Genomic DNA, 25,217 nt, shown 5'->3' with positions numbered 1-25,217 from the left:
CACCGTCTTGATGGCCTCCTCGTCGGTGACGTCGAGCCCGACAGCCGTGCCGCCCACCCGGTCAGCCACCGCCTGCGCGCCGGCCTCGTCGCGGTCGACAACCACCACTGCCCGCGCTCCTTCAGCCTTGAAGCGCTCGATGAGAGCTTCCCCGATTCCGCTCGCACCGCCCGTGACGACAGCGACCTTTCCCGCAAGTTCCATGGCCCGGCAGCGTAATCTCGCGACTCCGACTCGACGCTGGCTTGGAGGTCCGATGGCGGCACCGTTGGACGATGTGAAGGTGATCGAGGTGGACAGCTGGATGGCCACGCCCTCGGCGGGAGCGATCCTGGCCGACCTCGGCGCCGATGTCATCAAGGTGGAACCGCTCGACGGCGACCCCATGCGGGGCTACAGCCGCCCGGCGAAGCTGCCGCCGGAGATCAAGGACTACGACTTCCAGTTCGACGTGGACAACCGCGGCAAGCGCTCGATCGCCGTGGATCTGGGCTCGCCGCAGGGCCAGCAGGTGGTCCACCAGCTCATCGCCGGCGCAGATGTGTTCATGTGCAACCTCCTCATCCACCGCCAGGAGCGATTCGGCCTCGACCAGGCCACGGTGACGGCGGTCAACCCGCGCATCGTGCACGCCACACTGACCGGCTACGGCACGTCCGGTCCCGAGGCATGGCGTCCCGGCTATGACGTCACGGCATTCTTCGGCCGCTCGGGCATCTACGACGCCATGCGGGAAGGAACCGACGGGGCAGTGCCGATGGCGCGCCCCGCCCAGGGCGACCACACCACGGGCCTGGCGCTGGTGGGCGCCGTGCTCGCCGCGCTGCGGCTGGCCGAACGCACCGGCGAGGCGCAAGTCGTCGAGACATCGCTGTACGAGACGGCTGTGTGGACCCAGGCGTCCGACTACGCCATCACCGCCGTCGACCGGGCACCGCTGCGCCAGCGGGCCCGCGAGAACATGATCGTGCCCACCGCGAATCGGTATCCCTGCGGCGACGGCAAGTGGGTGGTGCTCAACATGCCCCAGGAGAGCGCCTGGCCGTTGCTGTGCCGGATCATCGAGCGGCTCGACTGGCTCGACGACGAGCGCTTCGCCGACATTCGCGGCCGGTTCGCCCACATGCCCGAGATCGTGGCCGGCATCGATGAGGCACTGGCACATCGCACCCGAGACCAGTGGGGCGAGATCTTCGATGCCGAGGGAATCATCTGGGGCCCGGTGCTGGGTTTGCATGAGGTAGTCGACGACGCACAGGCCGAGGCACTCGGCCTGTTCCCCACGCTCGACAGCCCCGACATCGGCCCCTATCGCAGCGTCGGCATCCCGATGCGCTTCGCCAACGCCGAGGTCGGCCCCCGCAGGCCGTCGCCGAAACTGGGCGAGAACACGCGCGACGTCTTGGCCGCTGCGGGCATGTCCGAAGCTGAGATCGACGGGCTGATCGCCGATGACGCCGTGCGCGAGGCACAAGAGCGTCGCGTCTAAGTTCGCTTTCACAGACCGACCACCGAGGAGGCTCCCGGAATGCGACACGTCTTGATCGTGGCCAACCAAACCCTCGTCGGCGGCCACCTGCACGAGCGCGTGGAGCACATCCTGGCCGTCGATCCAGAGACCCGGTTTCACATCGTCGTGCCCGCGACCGGTGCGAACGGTCCTGATCCCGCGCGAGCGCTTGCCGGCGCACGCCGCCGGCTCAGCCAGGCGTTCGAGGCTCTCGACGACATCGGCGCCCGTGTGACCGGCGAAGTGGGGCCTGCACACCCGGTGGTGGCGGTCAACTTGGCGATCGACCGGCTGAATCCAGACCTCATCGTGTTGAGCACGCTGCCAGCGGGGGCCAGCCGGTGGCTGCATCTCGACCTGCCGCATCGACTGCAGCGCCGCTTCGGCGTGCCCGTCGAGCATGTCACCGCCGAATCGCAGAGTGTCGATCGCGCGGGGGCGTTCGAGCCGCCGGTGGTCCACACGCCCGATGACACTGTTCACGTGCTGCTGGCCGAAGAGAATCAGCACGACGTCGATGTCATCACCATGGCGCTCGCCGAAGCAGGCACGCGCAACCAACTGCGTGTGGCCCATGACGGTGCCAACGCCCTGTCATTCATGCGCGCCGTGGGCCCATCGGAAGTCGACTTGGTGCTATTCGACCTGAAGTTGCCGGTCGTCACCGGATTCGACTTACTCGCCGAGATTCGTGCTGCCGACGAATTCGACAAGGTGATGATGGTTGCACTGACCACCGACGAAGCCGCCGACGACCGCGCCCGCGCATATGACCTCGGCGCCGATGCGTTCGTGATGAAGCGGCCCGACTACAGCCAGATGGCCCACGTCATCGACGACCTGCTGGCCGAGGTGGCCGGCTAGCTAGCGGCCTGGCGGGCGGCATTCATGCCGCCGGGGAACCCGATCTCGGCCGGGGCCTCGAGTTGGCTCTGCAATACCCAGCCGAGCAGGCCGTGCCGGTCGCTGATGGCCGTGTGAGTGCCGGCCAGCCCTTGGGGTGCCACCACCGTGGCCGCATCGAAGTAGAACCACTCCCCCGCTGGCACACGCAGCAGCTGCAGCGTCACGTCGGTGTTGATGTAGGCGCCGCCGGAGGGTGAGAAGTCCCACCCCACGGCCGCGCCCAGATCGGCCACCGTCGCAACGCGACACAGCGGCGACGTCTCCTCACCGGCCACGAGCGGATAGTCCAATCGCAGCCACGTGCGGCCAGGGCCCGGCTCCTCCGTCGAGCCGCCGACGAAGCGAAAATCCACCGCATCGGCGTTGAAGCCGGGACGCGGGTAGTCGATGTCGGGATTGGCTCCTGGGTCAGCGCGCTCGGCCGGGATTGGCGGCAGCGAGCGGTCGTCGCTGGATGCCGCGCCCGTCGGGATCGTCGGCGTCAGCCACTGTGAGGTCGCACGCGCCACCATGCGGCCGTGACCATGACCGCTGGATGCTGAGCCCTCGGACGGCGCAGCGCGCACCTCGGCGTCGACGAGCGCTGTTCGCTTGCCGGCCTTGACAGTCGTCGCGACGACCTCATAGGTCGCCATCGGCATGCCCGAGAGGATCTCCACCGTCAGCCGGCTGCACACCTGATTGATGCCGCCCCGTCGCTGCTCGCGCTCGACCGCCCAGCCCAGCAATCCGCAGATGGCGCCGCCATGCATCACCTGGTGGGCCCACGGGCCGCGCGTCAGCTCGGTCGCACGGACGCCGTCCGCTTCTGAGACGAACAAGGCCGGCGGAATCGGCGCCGGCGATGCCGAGTTCGGGCGATGCGCGTTGGCGCCGCTCGGCCCGGATTCGAAGTTCACCACGGCGACAAGCTAGGTGGCAGGATGTTGGATCGCCGGTTTGCTGAGCCGGAACGCACGAGGGGGAAGGGTGCCGTGACCGATACCGCTGCGGCGCCGTCGCCGGCACCGCCAGTCGCTCGGGAGATCAAATGGTGGGCGCGGCTGCATCCCATCGGTTGGCTGGCAGCGTCCACGATCGTGATCGCGGTCTTCGCCCGGCTGTTCTGGGACACTGAGTACTGGATCGGCAACCTGGTCTGGTGGAACTGGCTGGTGCTCGCCGGCGCCGTCGCGATGGGGCTCTGGCATGACGGGTTGGACCGGTTCCGCCGTGGGGCGGAGTCCATCGCCACGTTCAGCTTGACAGTGGCATGGATTCTGGCCTGGGTGGTCTTCCTGCTGCAGCTCTTCAACGTCATCACCCGCTACGGCAACGACTTGGTCGAGACCGACATCCTGTTCGGAGAGACGACGAGCCTGGCGTGGCAGTCGTTCGGCTTGATGTTCCTTATCGCAATCAACTTCGGGGTGCGCGAGGGCGTGAACCCGCGCATCGATTTCTGGTGGGCCAATTTCAGCGTCAAGCGCAAGGCTTGGCTCGACTTCGTCATTCACTCAGCCCTGCTGCTGCCGTTCATCGTCATGGCCATACGGATTCTCAAGGGCTATGCAGCTACGTCGCTGGGGCGTCGGCACAACGGAGAATGGCCCAGCGGCTGGCGTGTCTGGGAGACCTGGGAGGAAGCGGTCGATGCCGGCGGGCTGCCCGTCGGCCCGATCAAGGTGATGATTCTCATTGCATTCATCCTGTTCGGCCTGCAGATCCTGGCCGAGATCATCAAGACCGGCTTCGCGATAATCGGCGACGAGGAAAAGGGCGACATCATCCAGCACGATTCGCCGCTGCGCGTCGAGTGACCGCCTGATGAGCCACCTGCTCGCCGTCTTCGGCATGGACACCGGCGTCTTTCTGGCGCTGACGATGTTTGTCGTCTTCATGCTCATGATCCTCACCGGCTACAACGTGGCCTTCTCCTTCGCCGCGACGGCGCTGGCGTTCGCGTTCATCGGCGATCTCGTCGGCGCGTTCAATGCCGCCACGCTGAACACGCTGCCCGCGCGCTGGTTCGTGGCCATCAGCGACCCCGTGCTGCTGGCAGTGCCGCTGTTCGTACTGATGGGCGCGATCCTGGAGCGATCGGGCATGGCCGAGCGGCTGCTGAACGCCGTGGGCATGCTGATGGGCGCACTGCGCGGCGGCGTGGCCGCTGCGGTGGTGCTGGTGGGCACGCTGCTGGCCGCTGCCACCGGCGTGGTGGCGGCCACCGTCATCGTGATGGGCCTGCTGTCGCTTCCCGCGATGGTGCGGCTCGGCTACGACAACAAGCTCTCGACGGGGGCCATCACAGCTTCCGGCACGCTCGCGCAGCTGCTGCCGCCCAGCATCGTGCTGATCCTGCTGGCCCAGCAGATGGGCGTGGGCATCCTGGGCCTGTTCGCCGGCGCGCTGCTGCCCGGCCTGATGCTCAGCGGCCTGTATGTGGCCTACGTGCTGGCTGTCTCGTGGTGGAAACCCGACATGGGCCCGGCGATGCCGCTGGAGGAACGGAAGCTGGAGGGCAACCCGTCGGTCCAGACCAAGCTGCTCATCGCTGCGCTGCTGGGCTTCATGGTCGGCTGCGTGATGCTGCTGGCCAACCTGCGCGTCGCATTGATCGCCGCCGTGCTGGTGCTGATCGCGAGCTTCGCGATCATGTTCTTCACCCGGATGCTGGCGTGCGAGGTGCTCATCGCGATCGTGCCGATCGTGGTGCTCATCCTGGGCGTGCTGGTGTCGATCTTCCAGGGGATCGCCACGCCGTCAGAATCGGGCGCAGTGGGCGTGTTCGGCGCGCTGGCACTCACGGGATTGAACTGGCTGTTCGACCGCCTGCTCATGCGCGAGGGCGCCACCCACATCACGCCGAAGTGGCGGCTCAATCGCGCTGCGGCAGTACAGGCAGGCAAGTCCACGGCCAGCGTGGTGGTGCTGGTGATGACGCTGCTGTTCAGTTCCACCTTCTTCAGCGCCATGTTCTTCCAGCTCGGCGGTTCCGATCAGACCTCGGAATGGCTCACCTCTATCGGCGGCGGCAAGCTCGGCTTCGTCCTCGTTGCGATGGTCGCGGTCTTCCTGCTGGGCATCAACCTGGAATTCCTCGAGATCACCTTCATCGTGGTGCCGATCTTCGTGCCGGCCATGGAGGTGCTCGGCTTCACGCAGGACGAGAAGGTCTGGTTCGCTGTGATGATGGCCGTGAACCTGAACATGGCGTTCATCTCGCCGCCGGTGGGCTTCTCGCTGTTCTACCTGCAGAGCGTGGCACCGCCCGAAGTGCGCACTGCGGAAATCCACAAAGGCGCCATCCCGTTCATGGGGCTCCAGTCGATCGCGCTGGTCATCCTCGGCGTTTTTCCGGGCATCGTGTACACGTCGCTCGAGCTGTTCAGCGGCTGAATCGGCCCCGTCGGGGGCGTGGTGGGCGCGTGCTACGTTCGCGGGCAGTAGTAGGCGCGCCTATTTGCGCGCACGGGGAGGCACTACCGATGACGACACAAGACGGCGACAGTCTCGGAGCTGTCCTGGAAGAAGAGGACACCGACGGCGGCTTCGACCGGCGATCGTTCCTCAAGGCAGGCATCGGCGTGGCAGGCTTCGCCGCGGCCGCGACGCTGCTGAATGCCTGCACATCCGACGGCGACGGCGACACTGCGGCAACCACCTCTGAGGGTCCCGCGGGTACCGATGCTCCGGCGACATCGGTGGCGCTCACCCAGGACGGCCCCGAGATCGAGTGGGAGATGGCAACGAGCTGGCCTGCGGCGCTGGTCACCTTGTTCGGCTCAGCGAATTTCTTCGCCGAGCAGGTGAGCCGGCTCACCGGCGGCAGGTTCAAGATCAATCCTCGGCCGGCCGGCGAGATCGTGGGCGGCCTCGAGGTGCTTCCCACCGTGCGCGACGTGGGCGTGCAGGCCGGCCACACGGCGTCGTACTACTACGTGGGCCTCAGCCCCGTGCAGCAGTTCGGCACCGCCGTGCCGTTCGGGCTGACGCAGCGCCAGCAGAACGCCTGGCTGTACAAGGGCGGCGGCCTCGACATGCTCAACGAGTTCTACGCCGAAGAGCATGGCGTCATTGCGTTCCCCGCAGGCGGCACCGGCTGCCAGATGGGCGGCTGGTTCACCAAGGAGCTCAACTCGGTGAGCGACCTGCAGGGCTTGAAGATGCGCATCCCCGGCCTCGCCGGGCGCGTGCTCGAGAGCTTGGGCGGCGAGCAGGTCACGCTGGCCGGCGGCGAGATCCTGCCTGCGATCCAGCAGGGCGCGATCGACGGCGCTGAGTTCGTGGGGCCCACCGACGACCTGATCCTGGGCCTGGACCAGTTCGCCGGCGATCTGTTCTACTACCACCCCGGCTGGTGGGAGCCGGGCACTGCGGTGGAGGTGCAGTTCCCGCTGTCGCTCTGGAATGACCTGCCTGCCGAATACCAGGCGGCCATCGAGATCGCGGCGGCGTCAGCCAACATCAACACGATCGCCGATTACGACGTGCGCAACCAGGCTGACCTCCAGCGGGTCAAGGAGTTCGCCAGCATCCGGCAGTTCCCGGACGAGCTGATGGCGGCGTTCAAGGAAGAGACCGAGAACGTGCTGGACGCCGTGGCGGCCGACGATGCCCGCTTCGCCGCCATCTTGGCGCCGTGGCGGGAGTTCCGCGACGGCATCGCGGAGTGGCACGGCTTGGCGGAGCGTTCCTTCTTGGACCAGCAGACGCAGATCTAGCCGGATCGCGCCATGGCCGGCCGGCAGCCTGCTGGCGGGTCGGTCCCGGCGCTGCGATCTCGCTCCGTTGACTCGCAACCGTCGGCGGCGGATCAGCGGCGCGTAGGGTGCCGCCGTGCATCCGTTCAGATTCGGCGTCCAGTACGGCAGGCCTGAGAGTCCCGCCTCGTTCCGGGAGACGGCGCGCAAGGTCGAAGACTTGGGTTACTCATCCCTGTTCTGCCACGACCATTTCTGGGACAGCTGGTCGCCCATCGTCCATCCCGCCGTTGCGGCGGAGATCACCACGACCCTGCGTGTCGGGACACTGGTGTACGCGGCCGACTACCGGCACCCTGCGGTGCTGGCCAAGGACTTCGCCACGCTCGACCTGCTGGCAGAAGGCCGCACCGAGTTCGGCATCGGCGCCGGCTGGCTGACCGACGACTACGAGCAGTCGGGCATACCGCTGGACCGGCCCGGCGTGCGCATAGATCGCATGATCGAGGCATTGGAGGTCATCAAGGGGCTGTGGCGGGACGAGCCGTTCGACTACGACGGCGAGCACTACCAGATCACCGGCATGGTGGGCCGGCCGCTGCCCCACACGCCGGGCGGGCCGCCCGTCATCATCGGCGGCGGCGGCAAGCGGGTGCTGACCGAGGCTGCCCGCCTGGCCGACATCATCAGCCTGAACCCCAATCTGCGGTCGGGCACGGTGGGTGAGGATGCAGCGCGCAGCTCAGTGGCCTCCAAGTTCGCAGAGCGCCGTCAGTGGGTCGCCGACGCTGCTGGTGAGCGATTCGCAGAGATCGAGATCCAGCTCAATACGTTCATGGCGTTGGTGTCCGATGACGCCGACAGCGTTCTGGAGGCGTTCGCCCCCGGTTTCGGACTGACGCTCGAAGAGGCTCGGGAGGTGCCGCTGGTGCTGGCCGGAACGGTCGACGGCATCTGCGAGCAGTTGCACCATCACCGCGAGGCCTACGGCGCCAGCTACATCATCATTCACGACCCCGAAGTCGATGCAATGGCGCCGGTCGTGGCCCGGCTGGCCGGCACCTGAAACCCCGCTTCCGGCGGGTCGTGCCAGACGCGACGGCGATGCGACAATGGGCTGATGACATTCACAGCGCATGACTCCGCCCCTGCAACTCCCGCGCCCGAAAACGATGGTGGCGCGACTCGTGACGTGCGCGAGGCTCGCCGGCGCAGCCGTCGGCTGCCGTCTTTGCGACCTATTCGAAAGAGACCTCCCATGGGCACCACGCACGTCACCGTCACCGTCAAGAACCCGGCAGCACGCGAGCGCGTCTGGCAAGGCGAGTTCCTGGTGGACACCGGCGCCATCGAGTCGCTGGTGCCGCGTCAGTACCTTGAAGCCATCGGCGTCGAGCCGATCGGCTCTCGCACGTACGAGATGGCAGACGGCCGTCGGCTGCAACTTGACATCGGCCTTGCTGAGCTCGAGTTCATGGACGAGACGGTCGGCACCACCGTGGTGTTCCTCGACGACGACGTCGAGCCGCTGTTGGGCCTCACTGCGCTGGAGTCAGCAGGCATCGAGGTCGACCCACGCAACCAGCAGCTCAAGCGCTTGTCCGCCGTGCGGCTCAAGGCACTCGCCACGCACTGAGTCCCGCCGGCTGCGCTCGCCCGCAGCGAAGCGGTGCCGACTGGCCCACGCCTGTCGCACCCCCTGCATAGTGTCGCCCGCGTGACCGACCCAGCGGCTGCGGCCGTGCCAGAGCCTCTTGGCGACGGCTGGCCGCGTGCCTGCCATGACGGCAGCGGGCTGCGTGTGATGCCCGTGGAGTTCGGCGAGCCCGCTCGGCGGGCACTCATTCGGCTCGTATCGGAGGCCAAGGCGTCCGATCCGCTGGCGCCGGTGACGGTGATCGTCTCGTCGAACCCGGCGCGGATGGAACTGAGGCGCGCGACGGCGCGGAACACGTCGCTGCAACCGGGCAGCGAGGCCCAGGGCGTGGCTGCGCTCGAAACGCTCACCTTGACATCGCTGGCCGAACGCCTGGTGGCCGAGCAACGCAAGCAAGCGGGCGACTTGGTCATCGAGGCCGCCGTGCGCAACGAGCTGCGGGAAACGCCTGGTCTGTTCGAGCCGGTGGCCGAGCACCCCCAGACCGCCGCGGCGCTGGCCCGGGCATTCGGCGAGCTGCGTGGGCTGTCGGCCGGCGAGCGCCGACGTCTCGGCGCGATGTCCGAACGCGCTGCGGCGGTCGTGGAGCTGTGCCAACGCGTCCACGAGTCACTGAGCCCAAAGTGGTTCGACACGGCCGAGTTGCTCGAGGCTGCAACCGCCAATGCGTTGGCTGGCGCCGGTGCACAGATGCTCGGCGAGCTGGGTCGGCTCGTGCTGTACCTGCCCCGGCGGCTGTCGGTGGGCGAGGCTCGGCTGGTCGGCGCGCTCGCCGGTTTCTGCGCTGCCGAGTCAGACCTACCGATGCTCATCGGGGTCACCGGCGACGAGTCGGGTGACGACGCGGCCCATGCGGTGTGCGCCCGGCTCGGCGTGTCGATGCCGACTGCGGCACCGGCTTCGACTGGGGCAGGCGTGACAGCGCAGCAGATCATCAGCGTGACCGACGCCGACGAAGAGGTCCGCACGGTGCTGCGGTCGGCCATGGCCGACCTCGACGCCGGAATCGCGGCGTCCGACATCGCTGTGTTCTACGGCCCCGAGACGCCCTACGGCCGAGCTTTCGAAGAACAGTTCGAGGCTGCGGGCATCGGCACCTACGGCAGTACCGCGCGCACGCTGGCCGAATCGACCTACGGGCAGTTCGCATTGCGGCTCACCGCATTGGCTGACGCTCGGCTGCCCGAGCCTCGCCTCGCTCGCCGAGACGTCTTCGATCTGCTCGCAGGCGCGCAGGTACCCCGCCGTGCGGCCGGCGAACACCGCGACGGCGAGAGCTTCTTCATTCCCGACTCGAAGTGGGAGCATCTCGCCCGCGCGGCCCGGGTGGCGGGCGGCGACGACTGGAGCGTCCGGCTCCCGGCACACGCCGGCGAACTGGATGCGCGCGCCGAACGTGAGCGCTCCAGCGAAGATCCGAGTACGCGCCGCATCGAGTGGCTGCGCGACGAGGCAGTCGAGTGCCGCCGTCTCGCCGAGTTCATCGCAGAGCTGCGAAGCCATCTCGAAGCGGGCCGCTCACGGCGAACGTGGCCGAGCCTGTGCAATTGGATTCGCGCGGCGCTGCACCGATACGTGGGTCATGTCGGGCGTGCTCCGTGGACGCTCGATTGGCCCGAGTGGCAGACACATGCCGCAGAGCGGGTGCTCGAAGCACTGGATCGGCTGTCGGAGCTGGGCGCTGTCGAATCGCGTGTCGGTCTCGCCGCCATGACCCAGGCCCTGTCCGACGAGCTGTCTGACCCGCACGGACACCGCGGCGTCACCGGCACGGGTGTGTATGTCGGGCCGCTGAGCCGCGCCCTCGACTTGGCGCCTCGCAGCGTCTACGTCGTCGGTCTCGTCGAAGGCATCCTGCCCCGGCGACAGACGCCCGACAGCCTCATCCACGACGACGAACGCCGAGCCGTGGGCCATGCCCTGCCGTCGAGCGCCGACGCTGCAGCCGACGAGCGCCGTGCACTGCTCGCGGCGTTGGCGAGTGCAAGCGGGCGCAGCACACTCACCGTGCCGCGAGGCAACCTGCGCCAGAGTGCTGAGTACGTGCCCTCCCGCTGGCTCGCGCCCACCGTCAGGGAGCTGACGGCCGATTCGGGCCTGTTCAGCGACGGCTATGTGAGCGGGGAACGCCTGCGCGCTGCAGCACACGACGACTCGGTGCAAGGGATCGCCGAGTCGCCGTCGTATGTCACCGGTGTGCTGACGGCCGCGTTTCCCGCTACCGAGCAGGAGTTCGACTCAGCGAGCGTGTGGGCGATGACGCCGGCTGAGCGGGATGCGGTCGATCATCCGCTGTTCGATGATCCAGCCTTCAGCGCCGGTGTCGCAATGACCGTTGCACGGCACAGCAGTCGCTTCACCCGGTTCGACGGCAACCTCTCGGCAGTCATCGACGGCGACGCGGCATTCGCTGAGGTGATGTCGCCCTCGCGGTTGGAAGCGTGGGCAGCGTGCCCGCGACGATTCTTGTTCGAGCACCTGCTTGAAGTACGTGTGATCGAAGAGCCCGAAGCGCTGCTCCGACTGTCGCCCGGCGAGCGCGGCAGGCTCATGCACGCGGCCATCGATGAGTTCTTCCGCTCGTTCGATGCACTGCGAGACAGCGCAGTCGGCTCTCATGAGGACGCCGACATCGCCGATGCCGACAGCGAGTGGCCTCACCTGCCGCCGGGCCCGCAGCGGGCACCCGAAGACCGCGACCGGGCCCATCTCGTCGCCATCGGACGGCGCTTGGCCGAGCGGGCCGAGCGACACGGTCTCACCGGCCGCACCGTGCTGTGGGAACGCGATCGCGACATGCTCCTGGCCGATCTAGAGGAGCTGCTGGCCAGAGATGAGTCGCGAGACGCCGCAACACGCGGGCAGATCCTCAGCTCGGAGTTCCGGTTCGGGCTCGACGGCGGCGCCGCGGCGGTCGCATACGACCTCGAAGACGGCACCACCGTGCGGTTTCGCGGTGTGGTGGACCGCGTCGAGCGCCGGGCCGACGGGTCGGTGATTGTCGTCGACTACAAGTCCGGAAGCGCTCGCAGCTTCCGGCAGCTCAACGGTGACGACCCCACCCTCGCCGGCACGAAGCTGCAGCTTCCGGTCTACGCGCTCGCGGCCGCTAAGCACTTCGCTGCCGGTGACGTGACCGCTGCCGTCGAGCACGCCGCGTACTGGTTCATCACCGGCCAGCCGGGGCGATGGTCGTGGCTGGGGCTCGGCGTTGACCGTCGGCTCATGGACCGGTTCGGCCGTGTCGTGAACATGATTGTGTCGGGCATCCGCGGCGGGGTGTTCCCTGGCCATGCCGAGATCGGGGACGACCGCAGGGGCTACACGGTGTGCCCGTACTGCGACCCCGACGGGCTCGGCACCGCCGAGGTCCGCCGTGACTGGCTGCGCAAGCGCAGTGACGGCGCGTTGGCCGGATTCGTCGCCTTGGTCGAACCCGAGGCGATGTCATGAACCAGCCCCCCGCCCACGTCAGCACAGCGGAGTCGTCATCGACCGCTCATGACGCGGGGCGCGAACCTGCCGACGCAGCCGAGCGCGGACGTGTCTCGCAAGAAACCGGCACGACGATGTTCGTCGAAGCGGGAGCGGGCACCGGCAAGACCCGCGCCCTGGTGGAGCGCATCGTCGCGCTCGTGAGCGGGCCCGATCCGGTTGCTGTTGACGAACTGGCAGCGATCACGTTCACCGACAAGGCAGCAGCGGAACTGCGCAATCGCATCCGGGCAGGGCTCGGCGCACAGCTTGCCGATGCACCCGAGGGTCCGGAGGCAGACCTGCTGCGCAACGCACTCGACGGGCTCGATGCCGCCGCGATCTCCACCCTGCACGGCTTCGCCCGCCGCATCCTTGCCGAGCACGCCATCGAGGCGGGTCTGCCGCCCAGATTCGAGGCGCTTGACCAGATCGCCAGCGAAGTCGACTTCGCCGAGCGCTGGGATCGGTTCACCGACGAGCTGTTCGACGACGACGCGGCGCGCTGGGCCATCGAGGTGCTCGACGCCGCGGACGTCGACCTGGGGCAGCTCAACGAGGTCGGCGTGGCCTTCAACGCCAACTGGGACCGCATTCGCTGCGCCGTCGAGATTCCCCAGGCAGGCACGGTCGACACCATCGACGTGGTGGCAAGAGGACGCACGCTGTCCGACCGGCGTGTCGAATGCAGCGTGGACGACGACCGAGCCTTGGCCCGATTCGGGCAGCTCGACGAGTTCGTGGCACGGCTCGCCGCTGCGCGTGACGACGCTCAGCGCATCGCTGTGCTGACCGATGCCGAAGATTCCGCCGCCGGCGTGCCGAAGATCGGCAACGTCGGCAGCGGGAAGAACTGGTTCGACCTGTCCAGCATCCGGGCAGGCTTCGTGGAGCTGCGCGAGCTGTGCTCGCAGGTCGCCGCAGCCGCACTCAGCGACGCCGTCGCCCTGATCTGTGATCGGATTGCCCGCTTCACGCTCGATGCCGCCGAACAGCGTCACGCGGCCGGTCGGCTGGAGTTCCACGACTTGCTGGTCCGGGCACGCGATCTTCTCCGGCACTCGCCGCCCGCCCGCGCCTCACTGCACCGGCGCTACCGGCAGATCCTGCTCGACGAGTCTCAGGACACCGATCCGATCCAGCTAGAGATAGCGACGCTCATCGCCGGCGACGTCGGCGACAGCGGCGAACCCGGCAGCGTGAACATCGCCGACGGCGAACGCTTCGAGCCCGAGGCGTGGTCTGGCGTGGGCGTTGCACCGGGCCGGCTGTTCTTCGTGGGCGATCCGAAGCAGTCCATCTACCGCTTTCGCCGGGCCGACATCGGGCTGTATCTGAGCGCACGAGATCGTTTCGGCACCGAGATCGGTTCGCTGACGAAGCTGCGAGTCAATTTCCGTTCGGCTGAGCCGATCATCGACTGGGTCAACGCAGTCTTCGCCGATCTGATCGACGGCGACCCCTCCGGTGCCGGCGCCGGCTTGCAGCCCGCATACACACCGTTGATGTGCTGGCGACCGGCCATCGGTCCGGGACCGGCCGTGGTGACGCTTGGCCAGCTCCCGCACAGCACTAAGCAGCAGGGCGGTGTTCACACGGCGGCGAGCATCCGTGAGGCCGAAGCGGCCGACATCGCTGCGCTCATCGGCGAGATGCTCGACGACGGTTGGCAGGTGGAGGACCGCCACACCGGGCAGTTGCGGCCCGCCACGCTGGCCGACATCGCCATCTTGGTGCCGACCCGCACCGGCCTGCCCCAGCTCGAGCAGGGATTGTCCGACGCTCGGATCCCCTATCGGCTCGAAGCGTCGGAGTTCGTCTGGCGCAGCCGCACCGTACGAGACCTCATGATGTGCTTGCGCGCCGTCGCCGACCCCGACGACGAACTCGCCGTGGTCAGCGCGTTGCGCACGCCGATCTACGGATGTGGCGACGACGACCTGTACCGCTACCACCGGGCAGTCCGCTCGTGGAGCTGCTTCGCATCGGACCTGTCGAGACTTGCGGAGGGCCACGCTCACCCGGTCGCGCGAGCCCTAGCCCATCTGCGTGAGTTGTGCGAGCAGCACACCGAGGTGTCTCCCGCGACCCTCCTCGATCGCCTCGTGCGCCAGAGGCGGCTGCTCGAACAGGCCGCCGTGGGGTCGCCGCAGCGTGAGGTGTGGCGCCATGTCCGCTACGTGATCGATCAAGCGCGCGCCTGGTCGGAAAGCCAGCGGGGCGGGCTGCGCGGTTTCCTGCGATGGGCCGAGACCCAAGCATCCGACCGAGCCAAGGTGACCGAGGCCATCCTGCCCGAGTCCGACGACGACTCGGTGAGGGTGCTGACCATCCACGCGGCCAAAGGGCTCGAGTTTCCCATCGTGATCCTGGCGGGGCTGGGCGGTGGCAATCGCGCTCGCTCCGAGTCGGTGCAGGTCGGCTTCGGCGACAGCGCTTGGGAACGGCAGACCACCGAAGGTGGCGACGCCGCGCGCTGGTCAGGAGCGGCGGCAGTTCGACTGCGCAGCGGCGTCGAGACCGGCGGGTTCGAGGCGTGGCGTGAACGGGAGCGCCGCGCCGAGCACTTCGAGCGGATCCGATTGCTCTACGTCGGCTGCACTCGCGCACGAGACCACTTGGTGGTGTCGCTGCACCGGCCTCAGCCCTCCGACGCTTCGTTCGCGCCCGGCGCCGAGCATCTGCGCACCAGCGCGCAGCTCATAGCGGAGGTGCTCCCCCCGGCGTCCGGCAACGTCGACGACCTGTGGGACTACCGGGAAGAACCGACCGAGCGCCGCGAGTCGGGACCGAGCGCGGAGCCTGCGACCGTGCCGCTGCAAGATGCACTGCCAGACCGCTCGGCGTGGCTCGAGCGCCGCGAACGTGCCGCATCGGCATCGCAGGTCCATTCGTCGATCAGCGCGAGCCACATCGCCCGCCATCACCTCCAGCAGGATCTCCCGCTGCCAGCCAAGGACGACGCCGACTCTCTCAGCGCACGGCAACAGCCGCAACGCCGCGGCAGGGGCGGGACCGCCGTCGGAACTGCCACCCACGGTGTTCTGCAAGTCATCGATCTGAGCACGGGCGCCGATCTCGAGCGTCACGTCGCGGCGCAGGCCTACGCCGCGAACGTGCCTCGCCACCAGCACGCTGAGATCGAGCGCTTCGTGGGGTCCGCGCTGGCCAGCGACGAAGTCGACCGGGCACTGGGCGGCCGCATCTGGCGAGAGCTGTACGCGGCGTCGCCGCTGCCTGGCTCCGGCGCGCCGAGCACCCTCGTCGAAGGACTCATCGACTTGCTCTACGAGGACAGCGACACAGGCGATCTCGTCGTCGTCGACTTCAAGACCGACGCGCTCGGCGTGATGCCGGATTCTGACGGCGCGACCCTAGGACAGGCCGATGCCTACCGCACCCAGGTCGCAACCTACGCGTGGTGTGTCGAACGCTCGACCGGCCGCCGCGTCGGACGGGTGGTGCTGCTGTACCTGCGCGCCGACGGAACACCGGCGACGCCGGACGTTCTCGAAGGTGAGGCGCTGCGGCAGGCCGTCGATGCTGTGCCCACCCGGGCGCTCGATGTCCTGGCTTCGCTGTGACAGCCGGCCAGCTCCGAGGCTGCGCGACGCTCAGAGGGCGCGGGGTGGGGGCTGGTAGCCGCCGGTGAGCTCGCCGATGCGGCGGGCCAGCGCCATGGTGGTGCGGTCGCCGCCGTAGGGGCCGACCACTTGGAATCCGACCGGCAGCCCCTGCGGCGTGAGACCCAGCGGCGGCACGGTGGCGGGCAGGTACGACATGCCGGTCAGGATCGTCCAGCGGGTCATCTCGATGTAGGGCCGCTCGATGCCGTTTGCCGGGATGCGGCGTTCCGCGAACGTGCCGTCCTGCATGTGATCGAAGGGAGGGTGAAAGCTCACCGGCATCAGGATTGCGTCGTAACGGGTGAAGAAGTCGGCCCACTTGCGGCGGCACGCCTCGCGCGCCATGTGACGCTCGAGCCATTCACGATGGCCCGGGCCTTCGCCGCGGCCCGCAAGCGTCATGGCGGCCCGCACCAGCCACAGCCCCGTTTCCCACGCCGGCATCGGATCGATGTCTGGACGGGCCGCGTGGTCGACGCTCACGCCGCTGGCGTCAAGGGCCGCCACAGCCGCATTCATCACCTCGAGCACGTCGCCGTCGACCGGGCAGTACTCGTCGTCGAGCCATGCGGCGACACGCAAGCCGCTCACATCGTCCGGTGCGGGCGGCAGCTGCGGCACCCACGGGGCTTCGGTGCGCAGCAGCACATCGAAGAGCAACTCCAAGTCGTCGCAGCTGCGCGTCAGCGGGCCGAATACGTTGATGTCCGGCTCAGTCGTGCCGCCCCGCACGTGATCCAGGTAGCCGGTAGTCGGGATCACACCGAAGCTCGGCTTGTGGCCCCAGATGCCGTTGTACGAGGCCGGAAAGCGGATCGAGCCGCCGATGTCGGTGCCGATCTCGAAGCCGGTGAAACCCATCGCCGTCGCAGCCGCGGCCCCACCGGACGAACCGCCGGGGACCTTGGACAGGTCCCAGGGGTTGTTGGTGGTGCCGAACAAGTCGTTGAAGGACTGGTTGTCGGCCGACCAGCGAGGAAGGTTGGTCTTGCCGATCACGATCGCCCCTGCCGCGCGGCAGGCCGCCACGACGGCTGCATCGGTGTCAGGAACGTTGTCGGTCAGCTCTCTTGCCCCGCCGGTCGAGCGGATGCCCGCCGTTATCAGGGCGTCCTTCGCCGTGAACGGCACACCGTGCAGCGGCCCGAGCGGCTCGCCGCCGGCTTGCGCGGCATCGGCCGCCGCGGCGCGTTCGAGCGCCGCTTCGAAGTCGCGGGTGACCACTGCGTTGATGTCGCCGTCGAGCCGCTCGACGCGGTCGATGACATGTGCAGTCAGCTCGCGGCTCGACAGCTCCCCCGAGGCCACTGCCGCAGCCTGCGCGCTCGCACTCCACAGTCCCGGATCATCGCTCGCCATCTCGTCCCCTGATCCCCAAGCGCCAGGACAGCCCCGGCGCTGCGCCGACGTTAGTTCTGACGTCGCAGGGAGGTTTCGGGTCGAGCCCTGTCGTGACGAAGGCAGCCGCGGTGCTTAGGTGGCGAGCAGTCGGTAGGCGTCAATAACCGGTGCCAGCTCGGCAGGCGTTGCGCCGTGCATGAGCACGGCGTCGCAGCCGAGGTCGATCTGACGTCTGACCGCCGCGGCACATTCGGCGGGCGTACCCGCTGCCATCGGGGCCAGCCATTCATCCGGCAAGAGCGTGCCGATGTGCTCGAGCTCCGAAACCGTGGCCGTGCCGTCAATCGGGGCGAGGAACTTGGCCACGACTTCGTCCGCGCGGAACTGCGCCAGCACATCGGGATCCCAGCGGTTCACCCGCACCAGCACATCGCCGTAGTACTGCAGGTAGGTGGCCAAGCGTCCGACCGTCTTGCGCAACCGCAGCTCCAGCGGAACCTCGTCGCTGACCACCACGAAGCACGACCAGACGTTCACCTCAGCCGGATCGCGCCCCGCCTGCTCGGCAGCCACCGTGACCGCGTCCACCGAGCGCACCACCGTCTCGTCGGAATAAAACGGATGCAAGATGACGTCGTCGAAACAGCGTCCGCCCAAGGCCAGCGTGTTCGGTCCCATCGCCCCGAGGGCCAGGGGAAGGTGCTCGTCGAGCGCCATGTCGAGAAACAGGATCGGCACGCGACCGGTCGGACCGTCGTAGTCGCCGACGATCTCGCCCCGGAACAACCGGCGCATCACTAGGGCGAAATCCTCCAGTTCGGCCGTGGTGACGGGCTCCAGGCCCATGATCTGCTGCGCCACAGCAACGCCGCGCCCGAAGCCCATCGTGAATCGACCGCGGGCCAGGCTCTGCACCGTGAGCGCGAGGCCCGCCGTGAGCGTCGGGTGGCGTGTATTGATGTTCGTGACTCCCAGCGTGATGCCAATGGAGTTCGTGACCGCGGCGGCTGCGCCGCAGATGGCGCCGGCCTCCTTGCGATTGGGTCGTTCTCCGAGAAACGCCCTGCCAAGCCCCATCGCTTCGGCAGCTTGAACCTCGGTGAGGGCCTCCGAAGAGTCGTCGGCATCGCCAGGCAGCATGTAGAAGCCCAGCTCGGGAAACTCTTGCGGTGCCACTGCTCTGTCTGACATCTGCGAGACACTAGGACACTGCCTGCGCGTGCAGTCGATTCATCGGCTGCATGCGACGCGCAGCAGGTGCACGACCGCCTGACCGCTCGCCGTTACTCGGTGCGCTCGACGATGAACAGCGTCTGTTCCGGCTTGCCGACGACGACTGCGAGATGCTCGCCCGCCCTGCCGACCTCCCCGTTGACCTGGTCCAGCTCCTCATCGGCGATCGGGCAGACCTGCCACGTCTGTCCGCCCCGCCGCAGCATCGCCATTCCATGACTGACGTGCACCGTCGTGGCGACATCCATGACGGTCGTCTCGTGCAGGGCTACGTCTGCGGCCCCCCCGTCGGTCGATCGACTCGGCGTCAGCGGCAACGCCGCCACCGTGTACCTGGGCGGACTCATCGTCGTCCAGTCCAGATCGGCAGCCGATGCCGCGGCGGCATGCGCGTCGGTGCGAGCCACGTGCGGCCAGCGATCCGCGAACCCTCCGTCCAGCCGTGCGTACGGCCAGCTGTCGCGCTGGATCTCGCCGAACTCCTTCAGATCGGCGATGAATTCCGCTGCCGCACCAGTCGGTGCTTCATAGCCCGTGAGGTCCGGGCACTGCTCGTCCAGCCACAGGCGCTCGACGCGCTCAAGTTCGATGGCGGAGTCGGTGACGCGAATCCGGGCGTCGAGCAGCTCCCACCCCACCGTCGGCGGTGTGTCGTCATCGACGCGGACGTAGCTCCACCGCTCGCCTGTGCGGATCGCCACCACCTGCTCACGTGCGCAATCGAGCGGTCGAACCACGCCGAGCACGGCAATGCGCCCCGATCCGGAGAGATCTACCGCCACGACATCCATGTCGTCGGGCAGGCCCACCGACTGCCAGTCCGCGCCGTCGTACGCGTACCAGTTGCCGGCTGAGCGGGCGACGGCGTGCGCGCCGCTGAACGAGTAACGCATGTCCGCGCCCTCGGCCTCTGGCGGCGGTTTTACAATCGACACGGTCGTGGCGAACACAACCGCTTCGGGGTCGCTGCTGGCCGGCGGCTTGCTGTCCCAATTCTCCGACTCACCAGCTATCGCCGGTTCGAGCGTCTCGCCGACGGGCGGCGTGGCGGCGCCAGCCGCTGCGTCCTCCGACATCTCCGCTGCGTCCTGCTGGGATTCGTCATCACCCGCCGCTGGCGCGGTCACGATCTCGGCGGCAACCTCGTCGGCCATTTCCTCCTCGGCCATTTCCTCTTCAGCGACGCTGAATGCGACGGCAGCAGTCGTCGCCGACATGGGTTCGGCCGCCTCCTGCTGCTCTGCGGCCACCACGGAGTCGGTGAGTTCATCAAGCCCGCCGTCTCGCAGTGACACCACGCCGACAAGCGCGACCGCCACGAGCGCAAAAGCGCCCACGCCGCCGCGCACTGCGCTGCGCCGACGCTGCAATTGGGCTGCGCGCGCCTGGACGCCCGTAAGCGAGCCCGAGCCCACCGGCATCTCCGATGCAGCGCTGCGCAGCCGCCCGCGGAGGAGGTCCTCGTCGGTCACGACCCGTCCTCTTCGTCGGCTGCCGTTTCCAGCACGTCGCGCAGCTGTTCGAGACCGCGGCTGAGACGGCTCTTGACCGTGCCCGTCGCGATGCCAAGCGCGTCGGCAGTCTCGGCCACTGACCAGTCCAGGTAGAAGCGGGCCACAATCACCGCGCGGTGCGAATCATTGAGCGTCGCCAATGCCCGCTCAAGGTCGACGTCGCGCGCCCGGTCCTCGGTGGCGTGCGGCTGGGCCAGCAGGGGTCGCCGCTCTCGTTCCCGGCGGACCCGCCGCAGCCACGACCGTGCCCAATTCAACCCAACGCGGAATACCCAACCCTGCGGATTCGCGTAGGCGCTGACCTGTCCCCAGCGCTGGCACGCGCGTGCAAATGCCTCGTCGGCTGCTTCGGCGCCGAGCGCGCTGTCGCGCAGTGCCAGCCCGAGCGCACGCGCCAACTCGTCGCGATGGGTCGCATAGAAGTCCTCGAAGCGGACCGCCACCGCATCGATGGGGCCGGCCCCGGTCGCCGGCGTGCCCTCAGCCGCGCTCACCGTCAGTCCTGAGCGGATGGCGCCCGAGCCGATCGTGCTCGATTCCGCCAACGGGACAGCCATCAGCGAAGCATCGAAACGCAGACCCAAGCTCATCACTGCCGGAATCGTCAATGCAATGGGCGCGCCAGCCATGCCAAGTCCCCACGAAAACTGCCTGCCCCTTCAGACTCCCGCCGGACTGTTTCGGTTCCATGAAGATCGTTGCATGAACGTCATGGACAACGGTCACGGTCGCCTGTGCGCGCGCCCCTCGGCCGCGAACTCGTCCTCGACGAGCACGCCTGCTTCACGCAACGCGTCGATTTCCGTGCGGCCGGCGCCCAGCCACTCCGCCAGCACCTCGCCGTTGTGCTCCCCGAGGTACGGCGCCAGCGAGTCCGATGTCACCCCAGAGACCGCCGCCGAATCCGCAGTAGCTCCGGCAAATCTGTACGGCGTCTGGGTCACGCGGCGCGTGCCGCCGTCGCGAGCACTGATCTCCACCGAGGAACCCCGATGGGTCGCGGTAGGCGATTCGTGCGCCTCCGTAGTCGTGCGGATGTCGCCCCATGCCAGGTTCGCTTCGTCGAGGGCCGACAGCATCTCCGCACGGGTCGTGAACGAGCTCAGGAACGCGTTGATCGCATCGGTGCGGTGCGCCCGCTTAGCCGGAATGTCGGCATCGGGGGGCGATGGGTCCGCGAGCCCGTGGGTTTCGCTCAACTGCCGCCAGATCCATCGGAAATCGCCTGCGGTCAGAACTGGCCCGTCCACACCGTCCCACACGAGCCCGCCCTGGGAGGTGTAGTTCCCGCCGTCGAGTCCGGCCTGGCTCCCCTCATCGGTCGCCAAGAACGATTCGAGCATCGCGATGTCGATGTGTTGGCCGTGCCCAGTCGTCTCCGCGACGCGCAGCGCAGCGAGAACGCCGATGGATCCATGGAGCGCCGCGTTGGTATCGGCAACGGCGAGGTACGGCTCTTGGAGCGGCTGCTGGTGGATCTTGGCGGCGCGAGCCATCCAGCCCGACTCGCCGTGCAGCACCGCTGCGTAGGCCGCTCGCTGCGAGTCCGGGCCCTCCTGGCCGAATCCGCTGATCGACAGCATCACCAGTGCTGGATTGACCTGGCACAGCTCGGCAAACGACAGGCCGTGGCGCGCCATGACACCCGGTCGGAAGTTCTCGACGAGCACATGGGCCTCCGCCACGAGCCGCTTCACCGTCTCGGCGCCGCCTTCGGCACGCAGGTCGATGCAGACGTTTCGCTTGCCCACGTTCTGCTGGGTGTAGAACCCGGCGAGCCCCGCTCGATTGACGCCCCACAGGCGCGAGATGTCGCCTTCAGGCGGCTCGACCTTCACGACGTCTGCTCCGAGATCGCTGAGAATCCGTCCGGCGAACGGCCCGGCCAGAACGCGGCTCATGTCGACCACGCGGATGCCTGCCAGCGGTCTCATCGACTCAGCCTCCCGCGCAGTGACTCAGCGAGGCCGGTCGCCGGCGATCGTCACCCGGAGCATGTGCCGACGCTGCCCGTGGTAGTCGTTCAGGGCGTAGTGCTGGACGCTGCGGTTGTCCCACATGGTCAGCGTTCCCGGCTCCCACCGCACCCGGCACGTGAACTGCTCGCCGACCGCATGGCTCCACAGCATCTCGAGCAGCGCCTTCGACTCGTGCCGGTGCATTCCCGAGATGGTCTCGGTGAAAGCCCGATTCACATACAGTGCTTTCGCGCCGGTCTCCGGATGGGTCCGCACGACCGGATGCTTCAGCTGTGCGTGCGCCTCGTCGGACACCTGGACCTTCATCGAGCTGCGCTGGCCGGCGTACCGGTCCGAGTCGCCCCGCCGCCCGTACTGACGGGCTGCCGAGTGCACCGCGCTGAGGCCCTCGGCGAAGCGCTTCATCGTATCGGACAGCCCCGTGTAGGCCGCCTGCTGATTGGCGAACAGCGTGTCCCCGCCGAAGCTGGGCACCTCCACCGCGTACAGCGCCGTCGCCATCGGGGGGCACTCCAGGAACGACATCTCCGAGTGCCAGCCGCCGCCGAAGTTGACGGTCTCGTGGGGCTCTTTGATGACCGGAACCACTTCGGGCTCTTCAGAGGTGCCGCCGAGGTAAGGGTGGCGCTCCAGCTCGCCGAAGCGACGGCCGAAGCACGCAACATCCGCGGCATCCATCTGCTGCTCGCGGATCACCACCACGTGGTGCGCGCACAGCGCCTCCCGGATCGCCGCGGCACCCGCGGCGTCGAGCGTGGTGACGTCGAGCGGGCCCCCGCCGGCTGCCCAGAGCTCGGCGCCCAGCGCCCCGGCCAGCGGACGTATGTCGAGCATCTCACGGTCGCTGCCCCGCTCATGTGCTGCTGTCGTGCTCATCGCCCGTCACTCTCCCGCGGTGTGCGGCGGTCCGCTCCCCCGACCGTGGCGCTAGCCAGCGGATCGGCCTCCCGCAGGCGCCGTGCCACTTCCCCCGCAGCAAGTATCGCCTCATCGGGGTTCCCGCCACACAGCGTCATGTTGATGTGGCGGCAGCCGGCGTCGAGGTACGGCATGAAGAACTCGACGATGTCGTCAACCGTGCCGCATGGCGTGTATTTCTCGAACGCCTTGAACGGCACCCGGTAGAAGCGTTCCAGCTCTGGGCCGACCCAGCCGACCGCTTCTTCACGGCTGTCGCCCAAGCCAATCCATAGCTGGATGCCGTGATCAGGTGCTTGGGGTGCAGGGGTGTCGATCGCCCGTTCGGCGGCGGCCGTTTCTGCGTACAGGCGAAGCGCCGCTCGGTAGTGCTCGACCGTGCACCAGATGCCCAGCCAGCCGTCAGCGAAGCGACCGGCCCTGCGGATGGCGGCATCAGACCGGCCGCCGACATAGGTCGGGATAGGCGGTTCGGGCACCGGCACGATGCGGGCCTCGGAGAATGAGAAGAACTCGCCTGCGTGATCGACGGTCTCGCCGGCCAGCAACCGCAGCACGATGCCGAGCGATTCGTCGGTTCGGCGCCCCCGGGTTCGTGGATCGACACCGCACACCTCGACTTCGTGGCGGTCGTCACCGCCGATGCCGACGCCGAAGCTGATCCGTCCCGGTGCCATCTCGGCCAGGTTCGCGAGCTGGCGGGCGACCGGAATCGGGTGGCGCAGCGGGAGCAGATACACGCCGAGATAGACGCCCAGCGTGGGATGCAGGTTGGCCAGCGCCGCCGCGGTGACCATACCGTCATTGCCGTGCCCGATCCGGAAGCTGACGTGGTCGGCAATGAACACGTGATCGATGCCCGCATCCGCGACGAGCTCGAGCATGCGACGGCGCTCGGCCCACGGTCGTGACCAGAGCTTGACGTCGGGTGTGACACCGACCCGGATGGGCGGCGCAGCGGGGGGCCCGGTCACGGCGCAGCCGCCTCGCGGCTGGCAGCCGCCTCGTCGCCGGCAGGCGCATCCCAGAGCACCGGCAGGTGCTTGAAGCCGTGCTGGAAGTTCGACAGCAGGCGCTCGGGCCTGCGGGCCGGGTCGAGGCGCAGATTGGGGAGCCGCCAGAGCGACTCAGCGAACATCGCGGACATCTGTCGACGAGCCAGGTGAGCGCCCAGGCAGAAATGCGGTCCTGCCCCAAACGTGAGGTGGTCGTTCGGGCTGCGCTCGATGTCGAACCGGTCGGGCTCAGCAAACACGGCCGGGTCGCGATTGGCAGCCACATGGAAGACCACCACCTTGTCGCCTGCACGCACGGAGCGGCCACCGAGTTCGACATCACGCGAGGCCGTGCGGCGGAAGTGCACCACCGGCGGTATGAACCGCAGCATCTCCTCGATGGCACCGGGCAGCAGATCGGAATTGGCGAGCAGCTTGTCGAGCTGTTCGGGATGCTGCAGCAGCGCCCAGAGCCCGCCGGGGATGCCGTTTCGCAGCGTTTCGTTGCCCGCCACGGCGAAGAGGAAGAACATGGTCTCGAACTCTTCGTTGGTGATGCCACCCTCGGCGTCGTCGGCGGCCAGCAAGATCGACACCACGTCGGAGCCCGGGTTCGCCCGCTTGTAGGTCGCGAGGTCGTGCGCGTACGCGTACATGTCGGCGAGGCCCTCGCGCGAGCGAGGGTCGGGCATGCGACCGTCGGGGCCGGGGCGGATCTGGGTGCGCACCTCGCAGGCCCGCTGCGCCATCTCGGTACCGGTGGCGGGATCGAATGCGTCAGACACCGAGTACTCGGCGTCTTGGTAGCCGATGACCCGGTTGGACCAGTCGAACAGCAGCATCCGGTCCTCGGACGGCACACCCATGATGTCGGCGAGCGTCAGCAGCGGCAGCTCGGCCGAGACCTCCTTGGCGAAGTCGGCGTGCCCGCGTTGCGCCACCGCGCTCACCAGCCGCTTCGCGCGGTCCGAGACAGTGGCCTCCAGCTCAGCCACGGCGCTCGGCGTGAACGAGCGCATGAGCAGGCGCCGCAGCCGCGTGTGCTGCGGTGGATCCTGGTTGAGCATCATCCGCTGAACGAATTCGAGCATCGCAGCGGTCTGAGGGTCGCGGATCTGCGTGCCGCCGAGGTGGGACGAGAACGTCCCCGGATCGCGCAGCACCCGGTTCATGAGCTCGTGCGTGAGCACCGCCCAGAAGCCAGGCCCGGCCTCCCAGCCCATGAGCGCGGGCTCGGGCACCCAGTGAACCGGGGCGCGCGAGCGCAGCTCGGCAACCAGATCGTGCGGCACACCGTCCAGGTACGTGCGCGGATCAAACAACTGCGTCGGATCCGGTGCAGTGCTGTTCGAGCCGCTCGCGGCACAAACCGTGCTCACGCC

The 25,217-nt window shown here is 68.2% G+C and carries 19 protein-coding genes; 9 read left to right on the top strand and 10 right to left on the bottom strand.

The window, feature by feature from the left end; translation table 11 throughout:
• A partial coding sequence (locus VI480_RS07725) for an SDR family NAD(P)-dependent oxidoreductase (protein ID WP_323672248.1) occupies positions 1–204 on the bottom strand: 204 nt, incomplete at its 3' end.
• A gap of 52 nt (positions 205–256) precedes the next feature.
• On the opposite strand from VI480_RS07725, the gene VI480_RS07720 reads away from it, so the two are divergent.
• Positions 257–1,489, top strand: a complete 1,233-nt coding sequence (locus tag VI480_RS07720; RefSeq protein WP_323672247.1) for a CoA transferase — start codon at positions 257–259, stop codon at positions 1,487–1,489.
• Positions 1,490–1,528: 39 nt separating this feature from the next.
• Complete coding sequence (locus tag VI480_RS07715) at positions 1,529–2,374, top strand: response regulator (RefSeq protein WP_323672246.1); 846 nt, start codon at positions 1,529–1,531, stop codon at positions 2,372–2,374.
• Here the strand turns inward: VI480_RS07715 and VI480_RS07710 are convergent.
• Positions 2,371–3,318 carry a thioesterase family protein gene (locus VI480_RS07710; RefSeq protein ID WP_323672245.1) on the bottom strand — a complete coding sequence of 316 codons (948 nt, stop codon included), beginning with the start codon at positions 3,316–3,318 and terminating at the stop codon, positions 2,371–2,373. The genes VI480_RS07715 and VI480_RS07710 overlap by 4 nt on opposite strands.
• 72 nt (positions 3,319–3,390) lie before the next feature.
• On the opposite strand from VI480_RS07710, the gene VI480_RS07705 reads away from it, so the two are divergent.
• The 7 genes from VI480_RS07705 (at position 3,391) to VI480_RS07675 (ending at position 15,813) form a co-directional block, all read left to right on the top strand.
• Positions 3,391–4,215: a TRAP transporter small permease subunit gene (locus tag VI480_RS07705; protein WP_323672244.1), complete on the top strand. Its 825-nt coding sequence runs from the start codon at positions 3,391–3,393 to the stop codon at positions 4,213–4,215.
• Positions 4,216–4,222: 7 nt separating this feature from the next.
• Positions 4,223–5,794 carry a TRAP transporter large permease gene (locus tag VI480_RS07700; protein WP_323672243.1) on the top strand — a complete coding sequence of 524 codons (1,572 nt, stop codon included), beginning with the start codon at positions 4,223–4,225 and terminating at the stop codon, positions 5,792–5,794.
• An 89-nt stretch (positions 5,795–5,883) separates the two neighbouring features.
• The gene (locus tag VI480_RS07695; protein WP_323672242.1) at positions 5,884–7,119 is read left to right on the top strand and encodes a hypothetical protein; all 1,236 of its coding nucleotides are present in this window, start codon (positions 5,884–5,886) and stop codon (positions 7,117–7,119) included.
• 115 nt (positions 7,120–7,234) lie between these two features.
• Positions 7,235–8,164, top strand: coding sequence for a TIGR03621 family F420-dependent LLM class oxidoreductase (locus VI480_RS07690; protein WP_323672241.1), 930 nt, complete (start codon positions 7,235–7,237; stop codon positions 8,162–8,164).
• A gap of 192 nt (positions 8,165–8,356) precedes the next feature.
• Positions 8,357–8,734 (top strand): clan AA aspartic protease, encoded by a 378-nt coding sequence (locus VI480_RS07685; RefSeq protein ID WP_323672240.1) that lies wholly within the window; start codon positions 8,357–8,359, stop codon positions 8,732–8,734.
• Between the two features lie 81 nt (positions 8,735–8,815).
• Positions 8,816–12,208, top strand: coding sequence for a PD-(D/E)XK nuclease family protein (locus tag VI480_RS07680; protein WP_323672239.1), 3,393 nt, complete (start codon positions 8,816–8,818; stop codon positions 12,206–12,208).
• Positions 12,205–15,813 carry a UvrD-helicase domain-containing protein gene (locus VI480_RS07675; RefSeq protein WP_323672238.1) on the top strand — a complete coding sequence of 1,203 codons (3,609 nt, stop codon included), beginning with the start codon at positions 12,205–12,207 and terminating at the stop codon, positions 15,811–15,813. Before VI480_RS07680 ends, VI480_RS07675 begins: the two co-directional genes overlap by 4 nt.
• 30 nt (positions 15,814–15,843) lie before the next feature.
• On the opposite strand, the gene VI480_RS07670 is transcribed toward VI480_RS07675, so the two are convergent.
• The 8 genes from VI480_RS07670 to VI480_RS07635 form a co-directional block, all read right to left on the bottom strand.
• Positions 15,844–17,214: an amidase family protein gene (locus VI480_RS07670; protein ID WP_323672237.1), complete on the bottom strand. Its 1,371-nt coding sequence runs from the start codon at positions 17,212–17,214 to the stop codon at positions 15,844–15,846.
• A gap of 114 nt (positions 17,215–17,328) precedes the next feature.
• Positions 17,329–18,387 carry a TIGR03857 family LLM class F420-dependent oxidoreductase gene (locus VI480_RS07665; RefSeq protein ID WP_323672236.1) on the bottom strand — a complete coding sequence of 353 codons (1,059 nt, stop codon included), beginning with the start codon at positions 18,385–18,387 and terminating at the stop codon, positions 17,329–17,331.
• Positions 18,388–18,479: 92 nt separating this feature from the next.
• Complete coding sequence (locus tag VI480_RS07660) at positions 18,480–19,901, bottom strand: hypothetical protein (protein ID WP_323672235.1); 1,422 nt, start codon at positions 19,899–19,901, stop codon at positions 18,480–18,482.
• Positions 19,898–20,572 carry a sigma-70 family RNA polymerase sigma factor gene (locus tag VI480_RS07655; RefSeq protein WP_323672234.1) on the bottom strand — a complete coding sequence of 225 codons (675 nt, stop codon included), beginning with the start codon at positions 20,570–20,572 and terminating at the stop codon, positions 19,898–19,900. Before VI480_RS07655 ends, VI480_RS07660 begins: the two co-directional genes overlap by 4 nt.
• Before the next feature lie 93 nt (positions 20,573–20,665).
• Positions 20,666–21,877, bottom strand: coding sequence for a CaiB/BaiF CoA-transferase family protein (locus tag VI480_RS07650; protein WP_323672233.1), 1,212 nt, complete (start codon positions 21,875–21,877; stop codon positions 20,666–20,668).
• Between the two features lie 24 nt (positions 21,878–21,901).
• Positions 21,902–22,798, bottom strand: a complete 897-nt coding sequence (locus tag VI480_RS07645; protein WP_323672232.1) for a TauD/TfdA dioxygenase family protein — start codon at positions 22,796–22,798, stop codon at positions 21,902–21,904.
• Positions 22,795–23,814, bottom strand: a complete 1,020-nt coding sequence (locus tag VI480_RS07640; protein WP_323672231.1) for an LLM class flavin-dependent oxidoreductase — start codon at positions 23,812–23,814, stop codon at positions 22,795–22,797. The genes VI480_RS07645 and VI480_RS07640 overlap by 4 nt, the downstream gene beginning before the upstream one ends.
• Positions 23,811–25,214, bottom strand: a complete 1,404-nt coding sequence (locus VI480_RS07635; protein WP_323672230.1) for a cytochrome P450 — start codon at positions 25,212–25,214, stop codon at positions 23,811–23,813. Before VI480_RS07635 ends, VI480_RS07640 begins: the two co-directional genes overlap by 4 nt.
• Positions 25,215–25,217 lie beyond the last annotated feature (3 nt).

Origin of the sequence: Candidatus Poriferisodalis multihospitum (assembly GCF_028283155.1) — a bacterium.
Taxonomy (GTDB): Bacteria; Actinomycetota; Acidimicrobiia; order Acidimicrobiales; family Poriferisodalaceae; genus Poriferisodalis; species Poriferisodalis multihospitum.
Note: the sequence above shows the minus strand (reverse complement) of the source record. Positions and strands in the feature narration are given on the sequence as shown.